General features: G+C 60.4%; 17 protein-coding genes (1 of these 17 running past the window's edge). 9 read left to right on the top strand and 8 right to left on the bottom strand.

The genetic code is table 11. From position 1 onward, the window contains the following. Positions 1-98: 98 nt before the first annotated feature. A complete protein-coding gene (locus tag EMQ_RS11640) occupies positions 99-2,285 on the bottom strand; it encodes an FUSC family protein (RefSeq protein ID WP_010665786.1) in 2,187 nt (728 codons plus the stop codon). Positions 2,286-2,526: 241 nt separating this feature from the next. Between EMQ_RS11640 and EMQ_RS11645 the strand changes: the two genes are divergently transcribed. Together EMQ_RS11645 and EMQ_RS11650 are read left to right on the top strand one after the other, a co-directional pair. Next, positions 2,527-2,868, top strand: a complete 342-nt coding sequence (locus tag EMQ_RS11645; protein WP_010665787.1) for a YidB family protein — start codon at positions 2,527-2,529, stop codon at positions 2,866-2,868. A 30-nt stretch (positions 2,869-2,898) separates the two neighbouring features. Continuing rightward, the gene (locus EMQ_RS11650; RefSeq protein ID WP_010665788.1) at positions 2,899-3,411 is read left to right on the top strand and encodes a hypothetical protein; all 513 of its coding nucleotides are present in this window, start codon (positions 2,899-2,901) and stop codon (positions 3,409-3,411) included. A 70-nt stretch (positions 3,412-3,481) separates the two neighbouring features. Here the strand turns inward: EMQ_RS11650 and EMQ_RS11655 are convergent, their stop codons facing one another. Next, the gene (locus EMQ_RS11655) at positions 3,482-4,999 is read right to left on the bottom strand and encodes a replicative DNA helicase (RefSeq protein ID WP_018307970.1); all 1,518 of its coding nucleotides are present in this window, start codon (positions 4,997-4,999) and stop codon (positions 3,482-3,484) included. Here EMQ_RS11655 and EMQ_RS11660 point away from each other — a divergent pair. Further along, positions 4,983-5,168, top strand: a complete 186-nt coding sequence (locus tag EMQ_RS11660; protein WP_018307969.1) for a hypothetical protein — start codon at positions 4,983-4,985, stop codon at positions 5,166-5,168. The genes EMQ_RS11655 and EMQ_RS11660 overlap by 17 nt on opposite strands. Before the next feature lie 188 nt (positions 5,169-5,356). Here the strand turns inward: EMQ_RS11660 and EMQ_RS11665 are convergent, their stop codons facing one another. From EMQ_RS11665 to cysQ, 4 genes are all read right to left on the bottom strand, one after another. Beyond that, the gene (locus tag EMQ_RS11665) at positions 5,357-6,784 is read right to left on the bottom strand and encodes an FAD-binding oxidoreductase (protein ID WP_010668411.1); all 1,428 of its coding nucleotides are present in this window, start codon (positions 6,782-6,784) and stop codon (positions 5,357-5,359) included. A gap of 143 nt (positions 6,785-6,927) precedes the next feature. Next, a complete protein-coding gene (locus EMQ_RS11670) occupies positions 6,928-7,473 on the bottom strand; it encodes a hypothetical protein (RefSeq protein ID WP_010668410.1) in 546 nt (181 codons plus the stop codon). Beyond that, complete coding sequence (locus EMQ_RS11675) at positions 7,470-8,492, bottom strand: L-threonylcarbamoyladenylate synthase (RefSeq protein ID WP_010668409.1); 1,023 nt, start codon at positions 8,490-8,492, stop codon at positions 7,470-7,472. The genes EMQ_RS11670 and EMQ_RS11675 overlap by 4 nt, the downstream gene beginning before the upstream one ends. 181 nt (positions 8,493-8,673) lie before the next feature. Next, positions 8,674-9,465: a 3'(2'),5'-bisphosphate nucleotidase CysQ gene (gene cysQ, locus EMQ_RS11680; RefSeq protein ID WP_010668408.1), complete on the bottom strand. Its 792-nt coding sequence runs from the start codon at positions 9,463-9,465 to the stop codon at positions 8,674-8,676. A 389-nt stretch (positions 9,466-9,854) separates the two neighbouring features. On the opposite strand from cysQ, the gene EMQ_RS11685 reads away from it, so the two are divergent. The 5 genes from EMQ_RS11685 to EMQ_RS11705 all read left to right on the top strand — a co-directional run bounded on the left by EMQ_RS11685 (position 9,855) and on the right by EMQ_RS11705 (position 15,527). Beyond that, a complete protein-coding gene (locus tag EMQ_RS11685; protein WP_018307967.1) occupies positions 9,855-11,012 on the top strand; it encodes an MFS transporter in 1,158 nt (385 codons plus the stop codon). A gap of 176 nt (positions 11,013-11,188) precedes the next feature. Further along, a complete protein-coding gene (locus EMQ_RS11690) occupies positions 11,189-12,232 on the top strand; it encodes an MYG1 family protein (protein ID WP_010668919.1) in 1,044 nt (347 codons plus the stop codon). Between the two features lie 212 nt (positions 12,233-12,444). Further along, a complete protein-coding gene (locus EMQ_RS11695; RefSeq protein ID WP_018307966.1) occupies positions 12,445-13,911 on the top strand; it encodes a leucyl aminopeptidase in 1,467 nt (488 codons plus the stop codon). Between the two features lie 8 nt (positions 13,912-13,919). Continuing rightward, positions 13,920-14,366: a DNA polymerase III subunit chi gene (locus EMQ_RS11700; protein WP_010669233.1), complete on the top strand. Its 447-nt coding sequence runs from the start codon at positions 13,920-13,922 to the stop codon at positions 14,364-14,366. 306 nt (positions 14,367-14,672) lie between these two features. Further along, positions 14,673-15,527 (top strand): aldo/keto reductase, encoded by an 855-nt coding sequence (locus tag EMQ_RS11705; RefSeq protein WP_010667793.1) that lies wholly within the window; start codon positions 14,673-14,675, stop codon positions 15,525-15,527. A 109-nt stretch (positions 15,528-15,636) separates the two neighbouring features. Here the strand turns inward: EMQ_RS11705 and EMQ_RS11710 are convergent, their stop codons facing one another. Together EMQ_RS11710 and EMQ_RS11715 are read right to left on the bottom strand one after the other, a co-directional pair. Then, positions 15,637-16,029, bottom strand: a complete 393-nt coding sequence (locus EMQ_RS11710) for a YidB family protein (RefSeq protein ID WP_010668381.1) — start codon at positions 16,027-16,029, stop codon at positions 15,637-15,639. Positions 16,030-16,191: 162 nt separating this feature from the next. Beyond that, positions 16,192-16,830 carry a TetR/AcrR family transcriptional regulator gene (locus EMQ_RS11715; protein ID WP_010668382.1) on the bottom strand — a complete coding sequence of 213 codons (639 nt, stop codon included), beginning with the start codon at positions 16,828-16,830 and terminating at the stop codon, positions 16,192-16,194. A 221-nt stretch (positions 16,831-17,051) separates the two neighbouring features. Between EMQ_RS11715 and EMQ_RS11720 the strand changes: the two genes are divergently transcribed. Continuing rightward, positions 17,052-18,382, top strand: partial view of an efflux transporter outer membrane subunit gene (locus tag EMQ_RS11720; RefSeq protein WP_018307965.1) — the 5' portion only. It continues 166 nt past the right edge of the window; the window shows 1,331 of its 1,497 coding nt (coding positions 1-1,331); its start codon is at positions 17,052-17,054; its stop codon lies beyond the right edge, outside the window.

The raw sequence follows: 18,382 nt of genomic DNA on the forward strand, positions 1-18,382 counted from the left end.
TTTCCTTTTTGCGCCAGACCGCGCTGATATCGGACAGATTCAACGCCCGGAAAAAGAGGATGTTTTACGGAGATAGATAATTTTGCTGGAAAAGAGGCTCACACCTTGAAGCGCTTGGAGGCGTCGAGGAAGACGCGATTGGCATCCAGCTCATGTGAGACGACGATCAGATAGGCGATAGCGCGCGTCAGCTCGATGCGTGTGGTGATATTTTCTTCCCGCCCTTCAATCTGGCGAAGAATGGCTGTGGCGCGGCGGGCAGTGGTGGAAGCCCGGTTATATTTGCCGGTGAACTGACTCATCCGGTTCAGCGTCGCCTGCACGGCCTGTCGCGCCTGCGGTGGGAGCTGGTTACGGGCCTGAACATTGCGCAGACGGATGATGTTGAGGCCAATGGTCATGGCGGCCAGAGTGCCCTGCAGATAGCCCTCGATGGTGGGGGAGGGAGTGGGACCGGCATGCCGGATGACGCGGGCGAATCGATCGATGTTTCGACCGGTCCAGTCCTGCGTCAGCGGAATCGGTTGGGCCGCGGCCAGCGTACGCAGATCCTGCAGCATGGTTCTCCGCATCCGCCAGCGTTCATCGGCCGCATTGAAAGGCAGCACGAGACGGAAGATCGCCACCGCAAAAGCGACACCCAGCAGGACAGCGCCCGTTGAGTTGAACCAGCCGATCTCGTTCCAGCGCCCCTGATTCCATGTGTGCACAAAGTTCGGGAGAAGCAGCGTGTAGGCCGCGGCATGAAGCGCCGTGGAGGCATTGCGGGCGGCGAGTCCTCCGGCGACGCTCGGGATGAACATGGCGGCGATCAGCATCTCGTATTCCGACATGCGGGGGATCAGCAGAAAGACGAGGAAGAACGAGACAACGGCGGCCCAGATGCCGCCCTTGAGGAAGTTGGTCGTGGCGAGAACAGGATTCTCTCTCGTGGCGAACAGGCCGCACACCAGTGTCACGAATGTCACAAAACCGAGGCCGGTCGGCCATGCCGTGATTTCCCACAGCAGAGCGGACGCCACAGTCGCGGCGGCGGCTCGCACGCCGTTATAGGCGGCCTCACGCCAGTCGCGGTGGGACTGGAGCCGGAAACGGAAATGGTCGCCGGGAATGACGGTGTGGCTGGCCTTGAACTCCGCCAGCGCGATATCGAGTTCCGCCAGCAACTCATCCAGTGCGTTATGCAGAATGCGTTGATCGAGGAGCCCCGGAATGCGCGGATCTTTGGCCGTGCGGTCACCAATCGCGATTTCTTCAGTCAGGGCGTCGACGATACGCTGGCGACATTCGGCCCGCAGCAATGACAGGTCATGCCGGACCAGCTCGACATTTTCATCCGTATCAAGGCGAGGCGGCACGGTCTCCAGAAAGGTCCGGGTCAGGAGCGCCGTCTGATCGAAGACTGGCTGGGCCCGGTCCAGCGACTGGAGTCTGACCGTCATGCCGAGACCGCGTGACAGCAGAACGGACACGGCGGCGAGGGCGGCGCGGGCGTGATCGCCCTCATGCCCATGCGGGCCCATCTCCACTTCACTGAATTCGATCTGGTCGTTGATCGACAGCAGGGGGCCGAACAGGGTGCGGGAGCGGATCAGGGCGGCCTGATTCCCTTCCAGAAGGCTCGAGATGGCTTCCGAGACGCTGGTCAGCGCGCTCCGCAGTTTCGTGCGGATATTGGAACGCGCCGTGGCGGCGAGATTATGCGCGAACAGCCCGGCCAGAAGGGCTTCGCAGGTGATGCCGAGAATGATGTAGGTGGCGCGGGACATGGCCACCATGAAGACGTTTTCCGGATTGTTGACGGCGCCCAGCGCGATGATGGCCGTGGTGTAGCCCGCCAGAACGAGCGCGTAGGACCGGAAGTTGTGGACCAGCGTGGCCAGCGCGCAGCACACGCCGAGCCAGATGGCGAGCGCCGGGAAAAACAGCCACGGATATTGCGGGAAGGCCGAGATCAGGGTGATCGACATGATCACGCCAATGGCGGTTCCGACGATACGCCAGCGGGATTTGGAGAGGCTCTCGCCGCGGGAGCCCTGCGCCACGATCCAGACGGTCATGGCCGCCCATTGCGGGTCGTCCAGCTCCATCCACATGGCGATGACCAGCGCCATCATGGCGGCTACGGTCGTGCGGACCGCAAACCCCAAGGCTGCCGGTGTGGGAGCATACAGCCAGCGAAACGCGTTGTTCCGTGTCTCTCCCGGCTGCCTTATTGGACGCAGATGGCTCAGGAAAGGAACGCGCTTGATCAGAAAGAGTGGAATTCCGGGAAGCGCGGGCACGGTTTTGCCTGAAACAGAGAACGGGAAGTGGGATTATGGATAACGAAACTTTGCCCCGTGTCTTGTAGGGCTGGCCGCATATCAGACATTTCCATTGCGAAATCCTGTCCCGGATGGGGTTATGTGACCATAACGCAGCTGTGATCTGTCGCCAATGCATGCGAAGTGGAGTAACATTCGGGAGCTGGCAGGGTTGCGCTTCCAGCAGCGGTGTCTTCGTGCGGAACAGGGAGCTTACTCAATGAGTGTTTTTGATAATCTTGTCGACAAGGTCAGCAGTGCGCTTGGAGTGGATCTCCATGAGAAACTGAGCGGACAGATCCAGACGCTTCTGCAGCCGGAAATGATCCAGAATATCGTTGCCAAGGCTGATGAGGCCGGACTGGGCGACAAGGTGCGCTCGTGGATCGGTAAGGGTGACAATCTGCCGGTTACCCCGGATGAGATTCGCCAGATTCTCGGCAATTCCGAAGTGCAGGCGCTGGTGTCGCGCACCGGTCTGCCGGCTGAGACGCTGCTTCCCGTGCTGTCTCACTTCCTCCCGCAGGCTGTCGACAAGAAGACTCCCGAAGGCGAAGCCTGAGAAAGAGACAGGTGTTGCGAGGGGCATGAGATGACAGTCGGCGAAGGTATAACCCGGATAGATCTCTGGATTCTGGATCGGGTCTTTCAGCCGCTGGCGGATCGCTTGCCGGAACGACTCCCTGCTTTCGAAGTGGGGATGAGTCTCCTGTTTGGCTCTCTCATGCTGTCGGGAGCGGCGACGGCGGCAATGATCTTCCTGCTGGGCATGGACCCGTTCAGCGCCATGTTCGACATTCTGATCTGGGTTCTCTGGGTGTCGTTCTATCTTGGCGTCAATCGGGTCCGCTCTCTGGTCAGATCCGGTTTCGTCAATCCTTTGCGAGCCATGTTTCTCGGTCTGAGACCGATCTCTGTGGTGTTTCTGATCTACTCTGCCTGGCAGGGTTCGACCGTGGACGCGCATTACACTCTGGCGGCATGGTTCAATACTCTGGCCAATGCGACATTCACGATCGGGGTCTATCTGGCGTCGTGCAACGTCAAACCCCCTGAGCAGCAGGCATCGGTCTGGCAGAGGGATTTCGTCGGCGCGCCAGATTAGGGCATCTCACTTTGAAAATGTGTTTTGGGGAGGCTTTTTGAAACAGGCTTCACCAAAACCCTACCATCACTTAGCGCCCGTAATCCTCATGCACCGTGTCCAGATCCGCAAAGCGGGTGTACTGGCCTTCGAAGTAAAGCTGCACGGTGCCGGTCGGTCCATGACGCTGTTTCTCAAGGATCAGTTCCGCCTTGTTGTGGACCAGTTCCATCTTGCGGCCCCAGTCTTCAAGCGCCGCCTGATATTTATCTGACGAGTCATAGGCCGTTTCTTTCGGCTCACGCTGCTGGAGATAATATTCGTCACGATAGACGAACATCACGGCGTCGGCGTCCTGCTCAATCGAGCCCGATTCACGCAGATCGGACAGCATCGGGCGCTTGTCCTCGCGGCTTTCCACCTGACGGGAAAGCTGGGACAGCGCGATGACCGGCACTTCCAGTTCCTTGGCAATGGCTTTCAGGCCCTGCGTGATCATCGAGATTTCGAGCACGCGATTGTCCGGGCGTGTGCCGACGGCGGGCCGCATGAGCTGGAGATAATCCACCACGACAAGGCTCAGCCCCTTGGTCCGCTTCAGGCGGCGGCAGCGCGTGCGCATGGCCGAAAGCGAGATGGCGGGGGTGTCGTCGATGACCAGTGGAAGCTGGGTCAGTTCGCGGCTGACACGCACGAACCGGTCGAATTCCTTTTGTCCGATATCGCCACGACGGATGCGCTCGCCGGACACTTCAGCCTGTTCGGAGAGAATACGTGTGGCGAGCTGCTCGGACGACATTTCGAGTGAGAAGATCGCCACAGCACCTTCCGGCTGCACGCCTTCACCCTTTTCACGCGCGGCGTTCAACAGGGCGCGTGCGGCCGAGAAGGCGATCTTGGTGGCGAGCGCGGTTTTGCCCATGGCGGGACGACCGGCGAGGATCAGCAGATCGGACGGATGCAGGCCGCCGGTCTTCTTGTCGAAGTCACGCAGGCCGGAGGTGAGGCCTGACACATCGCCTTCGTTGCGGAAGGCTTTTTCGGCGGTTTCGATGGCAGAGGCGAGCGCCCGGTCGAAGCCGGTGAAGCCACCGTCCTGCCCCTTGTCGGTCGCCAGCCGGAAAAGCTGTTCTTCGCCTGCGGCGATCTGGTCCTGCCCGCCGAGGTCGGTGCTGCCGAAGGCGCTGTTGACGATCGTCTCGCCGATATCGATGAGCTGACGACGAATCCATGCGTCCTGAATCGCCCGGCCATAGTCGCCAGCATTGATGATACCGACCGTCGCCGTCAGCAGTCGGGCGAGGTAAGGGAGGCCACCGACCTCATCAAGGATGCCCGAATTTTCCAGCGTGGCGCGCAGCGTGACCGGATCGGCCAGCATGCCGGCCTCAATGCGCTTGGCGATGGCGTCATAGATCGCGCCGTTCACCCGGTTGGCGAAATGCGCGCCAGTCAGGAAGTCCGAGACGCGGTCATAGGCCTTGTTGTTGGTCAGCAGTGCGCCGAGTAGCGCCTGTTCGGCGTCCACATTGGAGGGAGGCTGACGCAGCGAAACACCAAGGAGTGCGCCGTCAGCGGGAAGAGCGGGTGCTATGGGAGAGTCGGTCATTGTCACGCTGACTGTTTATCATTCCAGAGAGAGGGCGGACAGTCCCGAGAAGGGCGGGGCGTTGGATCGGATGATGGCTGCTGCTGGAGCAGAAGAAATTCAGGAAGACCGCATTGGTCGTTTTACGGGGCGCTGCCCCGTGCCCCGCAAAGGAACGCAGTCCCTTTGAGCCCGATTTGTTTCACAGCAATCTTCTGATAATAAATCAAAAGTTTTTGGGTGCCGCCTTTTTTCAAAAAGCAGGCCTTTCCGAAGCTTTTTGAAAAAGCTTCACCAAAAACTTTTTTATGTTGAGCGAACCATTCTTAAGTTAGAGGAGGGCTTCCGGTAACCGCAGCCCTCCATGCATTGGGAACATTAAGCCGCCGGGAAAATCTTCCCCGGATTCATGATCCCTTCCGGGTCCACCGCGCCCTTGATGCGGCGCATCATGTCCAGCTCCGCACCGCCACGCCAGCCTGGCATCATGTAGGTCTTGAGCTGTCCGACGCCATGTTCGGCGGAGAAGGAACCACCCAGTTCGCGCACGATGTTGGCGACGGTATCCATCATCTCGTGATCGCGGGCGAGGAACGCCTTGCCGTCTGCGCCTTCCGGCTGGACGAGATTGAAGTGAATGTTGCCGTCGCCGATATGGCCGAACGGGGCGACGCGGATACCGGGGATCAGCTTCTCGCAGGCCGCCGTGGCGCGGTCGATGAAGGTCGGGATGGTGGACAGAGGCACGGAGACGTCGTTCTTCACGGACGCACCGGCCCGCTTCTGCGCTTCCGCGTGTTCTTCGCGCAGCTTCCAGAAGGCCAGACGCTGTGTCTCGCTTTCTGCCAGCACAGCGTCGCTGACCAGTCCGTCCTCGAAGGCCTTGCCCAGCACTTCTTCCATCAGATCGCGTAGTGCGCCGCCTTCGCGTGGGCTGGCCAGTTCCACCAGCACATAGGCTGGGGCCGGCTCAGACAATGGCAGGGATGCGTCGGGGATCAGCGTGTTGACGAGGTTCATGCTCAGGCCGGACATGAACTCGAACGCCTGAATTGCGCTGGGCTCCGTGTTGCGGAAGGCTGAGAACAGGGCCAGCGCGCCCTTGGCGTCCGCGACGGCGCACAGGGCGGCCTCGATGGATTTTGGCTTTGGCTGAAGCTGAAGAATGGCAGTGGTGATCAGACCAAGCGTGCCTTCCGAGCCGATGAAAAGCTGGCGCAGCGCGTAGCCGGTGTTGTCCTTGCGCAGGCGACGCATCACGTCGAGCACCTGACCGTCCGGCAGCACGGCTTCGAGACCCAGCACCAGTTCGCGGGCATTGCCGTAGCGCACCGTATTATTGCCGCCCGCATTGGTGGCCAGCACGCCGCCGATCTCCGCCGAGCCTTCCGAGGAAATGGACAGTGGCAGCATCAACCCGGCAGCCGTCGCGGCGTCCTGCGCCGCCTTCAGCGTCACGCCCGCTTCCACAACCATCGTGTTATCGATCGGATCGATCTCCCGCACCTTATTCATGCGACTGGTGATGATGACCAGCGCGTGGCCAGTCTCATCCGGTGTCGCGCCGCCGACCATGCTGGTATTGCCGCCCTGTGGCACGACCGGGACATTATGTTCCGCGCACAGTCGCACGGCTTCCGCGCAGGCTTCCGTACTGGCCGGACGCGCGACGGCGCAGGCCTTGCCGTGGAACAGGGAGCGCCAGTCCGTCAGAAACGGAGCCATGTCGCTGGCGTCCGTTAGCAGGCCACCAGGACCGAGGGCCTTTTCCAGAGAGGCAAGCAGGGCGGGGGGAAGACTGGTCATGCGGGTTCGTCCGGATAGGGGCCTGATAGGTGTTTTATAATGCGGAAGGACCAAGAACTGAAATCGGGGCTGTTCCCTGTTCTTTTTCTCCAGAAAAAGATGGAAGCCGCCTCCGTCAGCGGGAAGGGAGCAAGATCATGTCTCTAATGAAGATAGACGGCATTGGGGACATGATGCGGGGCAGGTTTCAGCGAGTGAAACAGCTCGCCACCCGCGACCCCGGCGATACAGCCCACCAGCAGGACCATGCCGATCAGTCCGAAACGGGTGTGCGTGGCTGACTGTGCCGCCACCAGCAGACTCTGGGTCTCCGCCCGGGCCTGCTGGGTCAGAAACAGTTCCGCCTTGAGGGATGCATTGGTCGCCCGCACGTTGCGCAGTTCCATGTCCAGCTTGTTCAGATTCTCTGAAAGCTCACGCACACGCTGTCGTTCCAGCTGCACATCGCCAGCCGAGGCTGAACGAGTGGCGCGGGGACGGGGTGACGCCGTGCTGGTGGCCCGTTTTGGCGGGTTGGGAGCGATGGCCGTGAAGAGATTCTTGAGAGCGCCGCCGGTGATCTTGTTGCGTTGCGCCCGTGCACGCAAGGCGGAGAGAGCGGCTTCAGATTGACCGGTCTGTTCTTCCAGCACCAGAGCCAGAATATCGGAGAGAACTTTCAGCTCTTTCGGATCAAGCGAGTCGCTCATGCGACGTGATGCTCCTGTGACGAGGGGACATCGGGAGCCGGACGCGGGGCGGCTGCACGACCGAGGCGATCACGAATGGCGAGACCAAGACCGGTTTCAGGGATCGGCTGCACGACGATACGTCGACATCCGGCCTGCGTTCCCTTCTGGTCGAGATAGCGCAGGCCCGCGAACAGCCGCGAGGCCGCTTCATCGAGACGACCGGTCCCACTAAGATTCCACGTTACACGTGCGCCGCTCAGCGGAGGGCCAAACGCCAGAAGTGCGTCATCGGGCTGCACCGCTTGCACGTCCAGAACAACCGGCAGGCCGGGTGCATAGTGAGACGTCAGCATGCCGGGAGCGACGGGTGCGTTCGGTTCCTGTAGTTCACGATGGCGGTCCACAGGGCCGATGACGGCTTCAATATCCTCGACAGTCACGCCGCCCGGACGGAGCAGGCGCGGCGTGTCACCGGACAGGTCCAGAATGGTGCTTTCCACGCCGACAGCGCAGGGACCGGTATCCAGGACCGCATCAATACGACCGCCCAGCCCTTCCATGACATGCTCGGCGTTGGAAGGGCTGACAGCGCCGGAAAGGTTGGCGGAAGGAGCCGCGACAGGCCGTCCCACGGCGCGCAGAAGCGCGAGCGCGGTGTCCTGCGCCGGGACACGCACGGCTGCTGTCGGCAGACCAGCGGCGGCGAGGTCACAGATTTCACCATCGTTACGACGCTTGAGCACAAGGGTCAGCGGACCGGGCCAGAAACGCTCCGCCAGCTTACGGGCCAGCGGCGTTGCCACGACATGTCTGAAGGCAGCGTCTGCACTGGGAAAATGACTGATGAGCGGATTGAACCGGGGACGGTTTTTGGCCTCAAAGATGCGGGCCACGGCAAGAGGGTTCGTCGCATCCGCGCCAAGACCGTAGACCGTCTCCGTTCCGAACGCGACAAGACGACCGTCGCGCAGAAGTTCTGCGGCGCGGATCAGGCCCTCGGGCTGCTCTGCGTCATCGGAAACTAGGCGGTCGGTCATACGGCTCCTCAGATGAGGCTGTCGGCTTATCACGGAATGGCGACAAACGGCCAGTTTGGATTTCAGGCCTTTATTGCTACCGCGAGGGCTCGATTCCCTGTCTGCTGGGGTCATGATCGTCACCGAACGCATCCACGCAGCGACCGGAAAACTGGCGGTGGAGCATGGTCGCTCCGTCGCGTCAGTCGTCAAGGTCGCCCGTGCAGACAAAGAACGGGTTTTTCCAGCCGGGCTTGCTGTAACGGAGGGGGCCGCTGCCATCGAGCAGCATGACCTTCCCGCCCGCAGCCTCCACAATCGCCTGAGGTGCCGCCGTGTCCCATTCCATTGTCGGCCCAAGACGCGGGTAGAAATCCGCCACACCTTCGGCCACGCGGACAAACTTCACGGCCGAGCCGATATTGCCCAGCGAGGCGATGGGGCGTTCACCCAGAAACTTCGCCAGAGCCGGATCATCGCCATGATGACGGGAGGCAAGGACTGCCAGTCCATCTTTGGGTGCTTTGCGGACGTGGATTGCATGCTCGCCGTCGGCGTCGTAGCGGGTCGCGCCCAGCCCTTCTCCGCCGGTGTAGAACTGTCCGTAAGCAGGGAGGGCCATAGCGCCCAGCACCGCCCGGTCGTCCCTCACCAGACCGATATTCACCGTGAAGTCATCCCGTCCGGCAGCAAATTCCCGCGTGCCATCCAATGGATCCACCAGCCAGTATTCCGCGCCGCCTTTCACGCGGATGCCTGCCGCCATCTCTTCTTCCGCAATCACCGGAATATGCGGGGCAGCAGCACGCAGTCCGGCCAGAATATGCTTCTCCGCCGCCTGATCGGCTTCCGTCACCGGAGAGCGGTCCGACTTCGTGGTGGTCACGAAGCCCTTGGCCCGGATGGCGTTGATGATGTCGCTGGCCTCACGGGCGAGACGAAGAGCGAGGGCGAGGAGCGCGGCGTCAGAGACCGGAGAGTTGGAAAGCGTCATGCCTCTTTCTTACTCCACAGAAGTGAAGGCGCAATTGATTATCTGGTGACTGTGGGTCTTAGTCCGCCTCTGTGCCGGAACAGAGAACGGTCGGGAGGCGCGCCCGTTTCAGGGAGTGCGTCTGTTCTCTTCCCACTCTGTGCGGAAGCATCCGTTCAGGAGAGCGCCGTGACAGGGCTGGTCTGGCAGTCGTCCTGTTGTGATGCGGCTTTATGGTTTGGCACACGCTTTTCAGGGCTTTGCCCCGAACCCCACAAAGGGACGCGGTCCCTTTGATCCCGACTTGTTGAATCAGGCTGCTTCACAAAACGGACAGGGTGGGTCGATAGTCTGCAAAATCGTTACAGCGGCCTGCTATACGGACGCCCCAGTTCCTTTCAGGAAGCCATATGACCGCCTCTTCCTCTCCCGGTCGCGGGATGACCCTCGCCATGGCGGCCGCCACGGGTCTTGCCGTCGCCAGCATCTATTATAATCAGCCGATGCTGGGCGTCATGGAGCGGGCGATGCCGAGCAGTCTCACGGCGCTCGTTCCCATGACGACGCAGCTTGGTTACGCGCTCGGGCTGTTCGCACTGGTGCCGCTGGGAGACCTGCTGGAACGTCGGCAACTGATTGTCTGGCAGTTCGTGCTTCTGGCCGCCGCACTGGCGATAACGGCGCTCGCGCCCGGTGCGGGGATTGTGCTGCTCGGCTCGCTGCTGATCGGAGCGGCAGCGACCGTCGCCCAGCAGATTGTGCCGTTTGCGGCGCACCTCGCGCCACCGGAGCGGCGCGGTGCGGTCGTGGGTGTCGTCATGTCCGGGCTGCTGTGCGGTATTCTGCTCAGCCGGACACTGGCTGGATTCGTGGCGGACCACGCGGGCTGGCGGGAGATGTTCTGGCTGGGTGTGCCGTTGAGTCTGGGTGCCGGTGCCGTCATGCGTCTGCTGCTGCCCTACAGTCGTCCTGATACACAGCACAGCTACGCCAGTCTCATGGCGTCACTGGTGCATCTCTGGCGGGAATTTCCGGCGCTGCGTCTGGCCGCCTTCACGCAGGCGCTGCTGTTTGGAGCGTTCTCGGTCTTCTGGTCCATTCTGGCGCTGCATTTACAGGAGCCGCGTTTTAATCTGAGCGCAGAGGCCGCAGGGCTGTTCGGGATCGTCGGCGCGGTAGGGATTCTGGCCGCCCCGCTCGCCGGCCGGTTTGCCGATCGGCATGGACCGCACCGGGCCATTCTGGCGGGGACCATTCTCACACTTCTGTCGTGGGTGCTCTTTGGCACATGGCTGTCGCTGGGCGGTCTGGTCGTCGGCTGTATTCTGCTGGACTTTGCGGTGCAGAGCGCGCTCGTCTCGCATCAGCACATTGTCTATGCCCTGCGCCCTGAGGCTCGCTCCCGTCTCAATACGCTTTTCATGGGGGTGATGTTTCTTGGTGGCGCAACGGGTGCGGCCGGAGCATCGGCAGCGTGGGTCATTGGTGGGTGGAGTGCTGTTGCATTGTTCGGTGGCTTGATGGCGGCGGGCGCTTTGGCGTTGCAGGTCATTTCCGCACGAAGCTGATTGTGCAACGGCCCCCCGTGCGGCATGAGAGGCGCTCAGGTCGGTATTGTCCTATAGCGTGCCGGTTCGCGGCAGTTCGGCGCGGATCATGACCTGAGAAGCTGGTTTACTGTTCGGACGGAGACGGTCTGAACGGATCAGGTTCCAAAACATTTTCGGCTACAGCGGATTTTTTCATGTCAGAACACACTCCCATCGGTCTGGATCAGCAGGCTTCCCCCGTTCGGGCTCTGACCCATTCCGGGAATTTCCATACGGATGAAACGCTGGGGTATGTGATCCTGCATTATGCGCTGGAGCCGGAGGGCGATCTGCGTGGCCGCGTGCTGAACGGTGGTGAGGGCGGGCGGCTTACCTTCGTGCGCTCGCGTAACCCGGAAGACATTCAGGCGGCGGATATCGTGTTCGACGTCGGCGGTGAGTATGCGCCTCCCAAGGGGCGTTATGACCACCACATGCGGGTCAAGCCGCTGCGTGAGGACGGCACGCCCTACAGCGCCGCAGGCCTGCTGTGGAAGGATTACGGCAAGGCCGCGATCAGCAACATTCTCGGCGCGGTCCTGAAGAAGCCGGTCAGTGAAGCCGATGTGGCGTCAATCTGGCAGACGCTCGACAAGTCGCTGATCCTGCCCGTCGATCTGGACGACAACGGTGTGGCCAAGATGGGCAAGCTCTCGCTGGCGGATATCGTGTCGGCCTGTAATCCGCCGTGGGATACGACGGAGCTTTACGGCGTGGAGGACGCAAAGACGAAGGAAACCACCGGTTTCGCCAATGCCGCCAGTGCTGTTGCGGCGCATCTGGTCAATTCCATGGACCGCGTACGCGCCAGTCTGAAAGCCGCCAGCCGGGTGATGGAGGCTTATGAGAAAGCCGAGGACAAGCGCATCCTGCTGATGGACACGGGCATGCCGACCGAGAAGATGATCTTCGAGAACGATCTGCCGGTGGTCTATGTTGTTTCGCCGACCAATAACGGTCAGTGGAACGTCAAGGCGATTCCGCCGACACGGGGTGATTTCGGTCAGCGCGTTTCCCTGCCGGAGGCATGGGGCGGTCTGGAAAAATCGGAACTGGCGAAAGTATCGGGCGTGCCTGATGCCGTGTTCGCGCATCCGGCCCGGTTCATCTGCGGTGCCGGTAGTCGTGAAGGCGCATTGAAAATGGCGCAACTGGCGTTGCAGATCGACGCGTCACTCAAGGCAGGCAAATCCGCCTGAGTTTCTACCATCAGATCAGGGCGCGGGGACCAGTGGTCCCTGCCGGGTTCGGGCAGAGCCCGGGATCCTGAATTACGGAAGACATCAGGTGAAGCGAGGCCAGCCGTTGCCAACCTTCGTCCCCCTCGCTACCTCTAACAGCGGATAGCTCCGGGTGGGGCAGCGGAACCGGTCCGTCGCCGCCGCCTGTCAGACAAGGAAAAGGCGTCAACGTGACAGAGATCAGCTTCTCCGACCTCGCTCTCCCTACCAGTGGTGCTCTGGCACTGCCGGAATTTGCCGATACGGCGCGGTCCGACTTTTTCGCCACTGTGGACAAGGCGACCGACGGGGCACTGACCCGTGCGGCGGAAGCGGCGTCTTTTACCTTCAAGCGTGGTTCAACCTGCGTGGTGCTGGCTCCCGGCGCGAAGCTGGAACGCGTCGTGCTGGTGGGTCTTGGCGACAAGGACAGCCTGACCGAAACAGCCGCCGAGCAGGCGGGCGGCACGGCGGCCCAGATGCTGACCATGCACGCGCAGGGCGCACTCTCCACGGCGGCGCTTGACCCGAAGCTGGCGGTGCATGTGGCGCTTGGCGTGTCGCTCGGCCTGTATCGCTTCGATCGCTACCGCACGACGGAAAAGAAAGACGACAAGCCGAAGCTGGCTTCCCTCGCTATTCTGACGAAGGATGTGGCTGGTGCGAAGGCGGCATGGGCAGGCTGGGAAGCTGTGGCGAAGGGCGTGACCCTGACGCGCGATCTGGTCAGCGAGCCCGCCAATGTCCTGACACCGGCAGAATTCGCCAAGCGCACCGAGGAACTGAAGAAGCTCGGCGTCGAAGTCGAAGTGTTCGACGTTCCTGCGCTTGAGAAGCTGAAATTCGGCTCCATGCTCGGTGTTGCGCAGGGCAGTGACAACCCGCCGCGCATGGTGGTGATGCGCTGGAACGGCGCTGGGGATGACTCCGCACCGCTGGCCTTTGTCGGCAAGGGCGTGACGTTCGATTCCGGCGGTATTTCCATCAAGCCTGCCGCTGGCATGGAAGACATGAAGTGGGACATGGCCGGTGCGGGCGTCGTCACTGGTCTGATGGCCGCGCTGGCTGGTCGTAAGGCGAAGGTGAATGCGGTCGGTCTGATCGGGGTCGTCGAGAACATGGTCTCGGGTAACGCGCAGCGTCCGGGTGACGTGGTGCGCAGCGCATCCGGCCAGACCATCGAAGTGCTGAACACTGATGCCGAAGGCCGCCTCGTTCTGGCCGATGTGCTCTGGTATGCTCGTGAGACGTTCTCACCGCGCTACATGGTCGATCTGGCCACGCTGACAGGTGCGATCATCGTTGGTCTGGGCCATGAATATGCTGGTCTGTTCTCCAATGACGACACGCTTTCCGCAAAGCTGACGGAAGCCGGTTCGGCGACCGAAGAAAAGTTGTGGCGGATGCCGATGGGCGAGGAATACGACAAGCAGCTCAAGTCCGACATTGCCGACATGAAGAACATCGGCGGTGGTCGTGCGGGTGGTTCCATCACGGCGGCGCAGTTCCTCAAGCGCTTTGTGGGTGAGACGCCGTGGGCGCATCTCGACATTGCAGGCGTAGCCTGGGCGACAAAGGCGAAGAACGGTTCTCCGAAAGGCGCTTCCGGTTTCGGCGTGCGTCTGCTTGACCGGTTCGTGCGTCAGTTCGAGGGCTGACGGACCCGGTGGCCGAAGTCGGCTTCTACCATCTGACACGCACTGGAGCGTTTGAAGCGCTGCCGGTGCTGCTTGGCCGCACACTGGATGCGGGCAAGAGGGCGGTCGTCAGGTGCGGTGACCCGGAAGCGGTCGCCGCTCTTGATGAGGCGCTCTGGAAAGTGCCTGAGCCTGTCTGGCTTCCCCATGCGGCGACAGGCGGCAAATATCCCGAGCGACAGCCTGTCTGGATTACGGCGGGTGACGATGTGCCCAATGGCGCAAGTTTTCTGTTTCTGACGGGTATAGAGGAAGCGTTGCCCGTTGAGCCGTTCGAGCGCGTGTTCGATCTGTTCGATGGACAGAATGAGGCGGCGGTCGCGGCGGCGCGTCTGCGCTGGGTGGCGTTGCGCGATGCCGGACACACGTTGGCTTACTGGAAACAGGAAGCGAAGGGCTGGACGAGAGCGCGCTAAAAGCACTCGTGCTCGCGTGAGCGCCATACATACAGAAAGTTTTTGACTGTCTTTGTTAAAATGAATGGCGCTTCCTAAATCTTTTTAAAAAGACACCTGCGGAAAATTGTATATTTTTACCAAGGGTTGTGAAAATAAGCCCGCTGATCAGTGACAGAGTTTTTCCTCTGCATGGATCATTTCCCGTTTTCCCGCGTTGAAACGGTCTCAGAGAATACAAGAGCGGATTGCGAACGGCAGGCTGCGACACGAACGCAAATCCTACATGATGAATGTTGCAGACAGTTTCCGTGAAAGGAATATGTCATGACAGGCAAGGTCAGATTCAGAAATGGTGTTGAGGTCCCGGCTCTGGGCATGGGAACATGGAATATGGGAGACGATGTTTCCCTGCGTAGCGATGAGATCTCCAGCCTGCAGGCTGGTCTCGATGCGGGGCTACGTGTGATCGATACGGCTGAAATGTATGGGAATGGTCGCTCTGAAAGCGTTGTGGGCGAAGCGATAGAAAAGCGGCGTAGTGACGTCTTCCTTGTCAGCAAGGTTCTGCCTTCGAATGCGTCCGCCAAGGGTGTTGTCCGGAGCTGCACGGATTCCCTCAAGAGGCTGCGGACCGATTACATGGATCTCTATCTTCTGCACTGGCAGGGAAGTGTACCGCTTGAGGAAACATTTGAGGCTTTTGAGAAATTACGTGATCGCGGCATGATTGGAAGCTGGGGTGTCTCGAATTTCGATACGGCTGACATGAAAGAGGTGGAACAGACCAGCCAGGGTGAAAACTGTGTCGCCAATCAGGTTCTTTATAGCCTGAGTCATCGTGGAATCGAATTTGATCTTCTGGCTGAAGACCATGACCGTCAGGTGGTGACGATGGCCTACTCACCGCTCGGTCAGGGTGGCGGGATGCTGAAGGACAATGTTCTGGCGAAAATTGCCCAACAGCACTCGACAAGTCTGGGTCCTGCAACACCTGCGCAGATCGCGCTGGCATGGGTTCTGCGTCAGTCGTCTCTCATCGCCATTCCCAAGGCTGGATCGAAGAAGCATCTTCTGGAGAATATTGCTGCGCAGGAAATCAGATTGACGGATGATGACCTTGCTGCGCTGGACAAGGCCTTTCCTCCTCCAAAAAAGAAGGTTCCTCTGGAGGTTATCTGAGGGAGCGGAAAGCTGTTTCTTTCATTATTGCTCAGTAAGTTACGGCCGGAAGGATATCCTTCCGGCCGTAAAAAGCGCTTTCTATCGCAGCCTGTCCACCTCGCCATTCTTACATGACAGATGGTTTCTGCTTCTGCTGGGCCTGCTTCGCGTTGCGATAGACGATACCGGGAACAACGGACGCAAGGCCGGTAATCACGGCATCCGGCGAGAGCCCCGTTTCTTCGGCAAACTTGCTCAGAACAGCTGGAGGAAACAGTGTTTTCACATCTGCTTCCCTGGCGGGTGTCTTGCTGATTGCATCGCGCCAGCCCTGAAGAAGATCATCAAGACCCGCTTCGTGAGCACGTCTGCGCACTTCCGGAATGCCAACAGCGCCCTCTTTGCCCATATATTCGCTCACAGCCGAGGCGAGGCCGGAGTTATCACTATGGGCGCGGGTCATGAAATCGACCGCGTCATTCAGGCTGCCGGGCAGATTGTCGTTCATTCTTTTGGTCATGACAGTCTCCTTTGACCGTATTCGGCAAGCGGACGTCACTGTCTCTGTCGGATGGCATTGAGTGTGAAAATGTCTGACAGGATGCAGAGCCGCTTGTCTGTCTGAAGACTGAACGGATGGAGGCCTGTGAAGTTCAGCCGCCATCCGCGTATGACAAAAATTTCAGCTTGCGGAATACACTGCCAGAAACATGGTGACTGTTGCGTCAGCTATGCGGTCGATATCGGCGTCTGTCGTGGAGACAGGCAGTTCAAAACGGCGACGCGTGACGATCCGTGTCTGGCACAAAGTATAGAATTGTTCGGCAGCGAACATCGGATCGGGAACATTGAGTTCGTTTTTTTCTGTGCGGTCCGTCAGCCATCTGGCCAGCGTGTCGATGCAGATGGCGGGTGCATGTTCCCAGAACGTCTCGGCAAGATGCGGGAAATGCCGTGCTTCAGAGATAATGACGCGATACAGGGACAGGGTGGTGGGCGCGATGATCAGGGCGATGGTTGATCGGGCCAGGGCGTGCAGCGTCTCCCGTGGGGGAAGGTCCGCGTTGACAGGACGAAAGGCGGCCGGAAGATCCCGCTCGGCTTTCTGTTTGACCACGGCAGTGAAGAGTTCGGCCTTGTTATCGAAGTAGTTGTAAAGAGTGCCTTTGGAAACGCCGGTATGGCGGGCGATGACGGACATGCTGGCGCCTTCATAGCCATATTCCGCAAAGATTTCGTGGGCCCCTTTCAGAATCTGTTCCCGTTTGGCTGATGCGGCTTCCCCGGAATGTTTTGGTGAGCCGGTGCTCTGGTCTGTCATAATCTTCTCTGATGTCGTGGGGATGCGGGCGTGATTGACGCCCTAGGGAAAGCCGATAGGGTGCATGCTGACCGATCGGTTCGGTCAGCGTCAAGTTAGAGTGCCGCTGGCGACAGAGGCGGGATCGTCAGATGGGGGCGGCTGACCAGAGTGAGGCTGCCTGCGGGAAGTGTAAAACGCCCATCACAGTGTTGCGATGGGCTGTGGGGGTGAGAGTGTCTATGTGGTTGCGCACGGCGAAATCGAAGCAGGTTCTGACCGGTCTTGTTCTTCTGTTGTCAGGCTGCGCGGTCGGACCGAACTATAAGAAACCCCAGACATGGACGCCGCCAGCGTGGAAGATTGCGCAGGCGGGCAGCAAGGGCAGCGTGACGATTCCCGACGCGCCGGACGTCAACTGGTGGAATATTTTCCAGGACCCCGAACTGACCTCTCTTGAGAAGCGGATCGCGACCGAGAACCTTGACGTGCAGCGTGGCACGGCTCAGCTCGCCGAGAGCAGGGCGCAGCTTGTTCTGGCGGGCGCCGAGCGGTTTCCGGCTCTGAGCGCATCCGGTTCCTATGCGCGGGCACAGTATAGCTCCCAGAACCTGCGTCGCATCGTTTCTCATATTGCTGAAAGTACTGGTGGCGGCATTGGCCAGCTTCTTGACCAGAACGCCAGCAATGCGACCATTCCTCTTCTGGATCGCTGGCGCGATGGCGTGGATGCGACATGGGAGGTTGATCTGTGGGGGCGTGTGCGTCGTCAGTATGAGGCGGCTCAGGCCTATCTGGATGAAAGCACCGAGCAACGCCGTTCCGTGCTGATCGCCCGCGAAGCCGATCTGGCGCGTGATTACATGACGCTGCGCGGAACGCAGAAGCAGCTCGCGATTCTGCAACATAATCGGGACGATGCGCAGCGTGTGCTGGAGTTGAGCACATCACGCTACCAGCACGGCCTTGTCAGTGAGCTGGATCAGGAAGAGGCGCGCTCGGAGCTGGAGGCCATTCAGGCCCAGATTCCCCAACTGGAGCAGGAAGCCAAGCTGGAAATCAATGCGATCAGTCTGTTGATGGGAACACCGCCCGGTAGTCTGGATGCGGAACTCTCCACGCCGACAGAGTTCCAGCCGGTTCCGCCGCGTGTGCCGGTTGGACTGCCGTCCGAGCTTGCAGAGCGCCGTCCGGATATCCGTGCGGCCAGTGACGAGTTGCATGCTGCGACAGCGGAGGTCGGTCAGGCGATCGCGGATTTCTATCCACGAGTCACAATCGATGCGAGCTTCGGCATGCAGTCGTTCTCTTTCCGGGATCTGGGGCTGTGGAATGCTCGGGCATGGAATGTGGGACCGACCATCACGATTCCGATTTTTCAGGGTGGGCGTCTCGCGGGGCAGCTTGAGTTGAAGAAGGCCAGCCAGAAGGCGGCGGCCATTCAGTATCGCAAGACCGTGCTGTCGGCGTGGAAAGACGTGGACGATGCCCTGACGGCTTTCACCAAGGACGGCCAGCGGACGGACGATCTGGCGGCGAAGAAGGCTGCAGATCAGCGTGCTTATGAGCTGAC

The organism is Acetobacter aceti NBRC 14818, from assembly GCF_000193495.2.
In the GTDB taxonomy this organism is placed as follows: Bacteria; Pseudomonadota; Alphaproteobacteria; order Acetobacterales; family Acetobacteraceae; genus Acetobacter; species Acetobacter aceti.

What these genes read in the sequence shown, in the direction of transcription:
- EMQ_RS11645 (WP_010665787.1), top strand. Translation starts at nt 2,527, where the DNA reads ATGAGTGTTTTTGATAATCTTGTCGACAAGGTCAGCAGTGCGCTTGGA.
- EMQ_RS11650 (WP_010665788.1), top strand. Translation starts at nt 2,899, where the DNA reads ATGACAGTCGGCGAAGGTATAACCCGGATAGATCTCTGGATTCTGGAT.
- EMQ_RS11660 (WP_018307969.1), top strand. Translation starts at nt 4,983, where the DNA reads ATGGGAGAGTCGGTCATTGTCACGCTGACTGTTTATCATTCCAGAGAG.
- EMQ_RS11655 (WP_018307970.1), bottom strand. Translation starts at nt 4,999, where the DNA reads ATGACCGACTCTCCCATAGCACCCGCTCTTCCCGCTGACGGCGCACTC.
- EMQ_RS11665 (WP_010668411.1), bottom strand. Translation starts at nt 6,784, where the DNA reads ATGACCAGTCTTCCCCCCGCCCTGCTTGCCTCTCTGGAAAAGGCCCTC.
- EMQ_RS11670 (WP_010668410.1), bottom strand. Translation starts at nt 7,473, where the DNA reads ATGAGCGACTCGCTTGATCCGAAAGAGCTGAAAGTTCTCTCCGATATT.
- EMQ_RS11675 (WP_010668409.1), bottom strand. Translation starts at nt 8,492, where the DNA reads ATGACCGACCGCCTAGTTTCCGATGACGCAGAGCAGCCCGAGGGCCTG.
- cysQ (WP_010668408.1), bottom strand. Translation starts at nt 9,465, where the DNA reads ATGACGCTTTCCAACTCTCCGGTCTCTGACGCCGCGCTCCTCGCCCTC.
- EMQ_RS11685 (WP_018307967.1), top strand. Translation starts at nt 9,855, where the DNA reads ATGACCGCCTCTTCCTCTCCCGGTCGCGGGATGACCCTCGCCATGGCG.
- EMQ_RS11690 (WP_010668919.1), top strand. Translation starts at nt 11,189, where the DNA reads ATGTCAGAACACACTCCCATCGGTCTGGATCAGCAGGCTTCCCCCGTT.
- EMQ_RS11705 (WP_010667793.1), top strand. Translation starts at nt 14,673, where the DNA reads ATGACAGGCAAGGTCAGATTCAGAAATGGTGTTGAGGTCCCGGCTCTG.
- EMQ_RS11710 (WP_010668381.1), bottom strand. Translation starts at nt 16,029, where the DNA reads ATGACCAAAAGAATGAACGACAATCTGCCCGGCAGCCTGAATGACGCG.
- EMQ_RS11715 (WP_010668382.1), bottom strand. Translation starts at nt 16,830, where the DNA reads ATGACAGACCAGAGCACCGGCTCACCAAAACATTCCGGGGAAGCCGCA.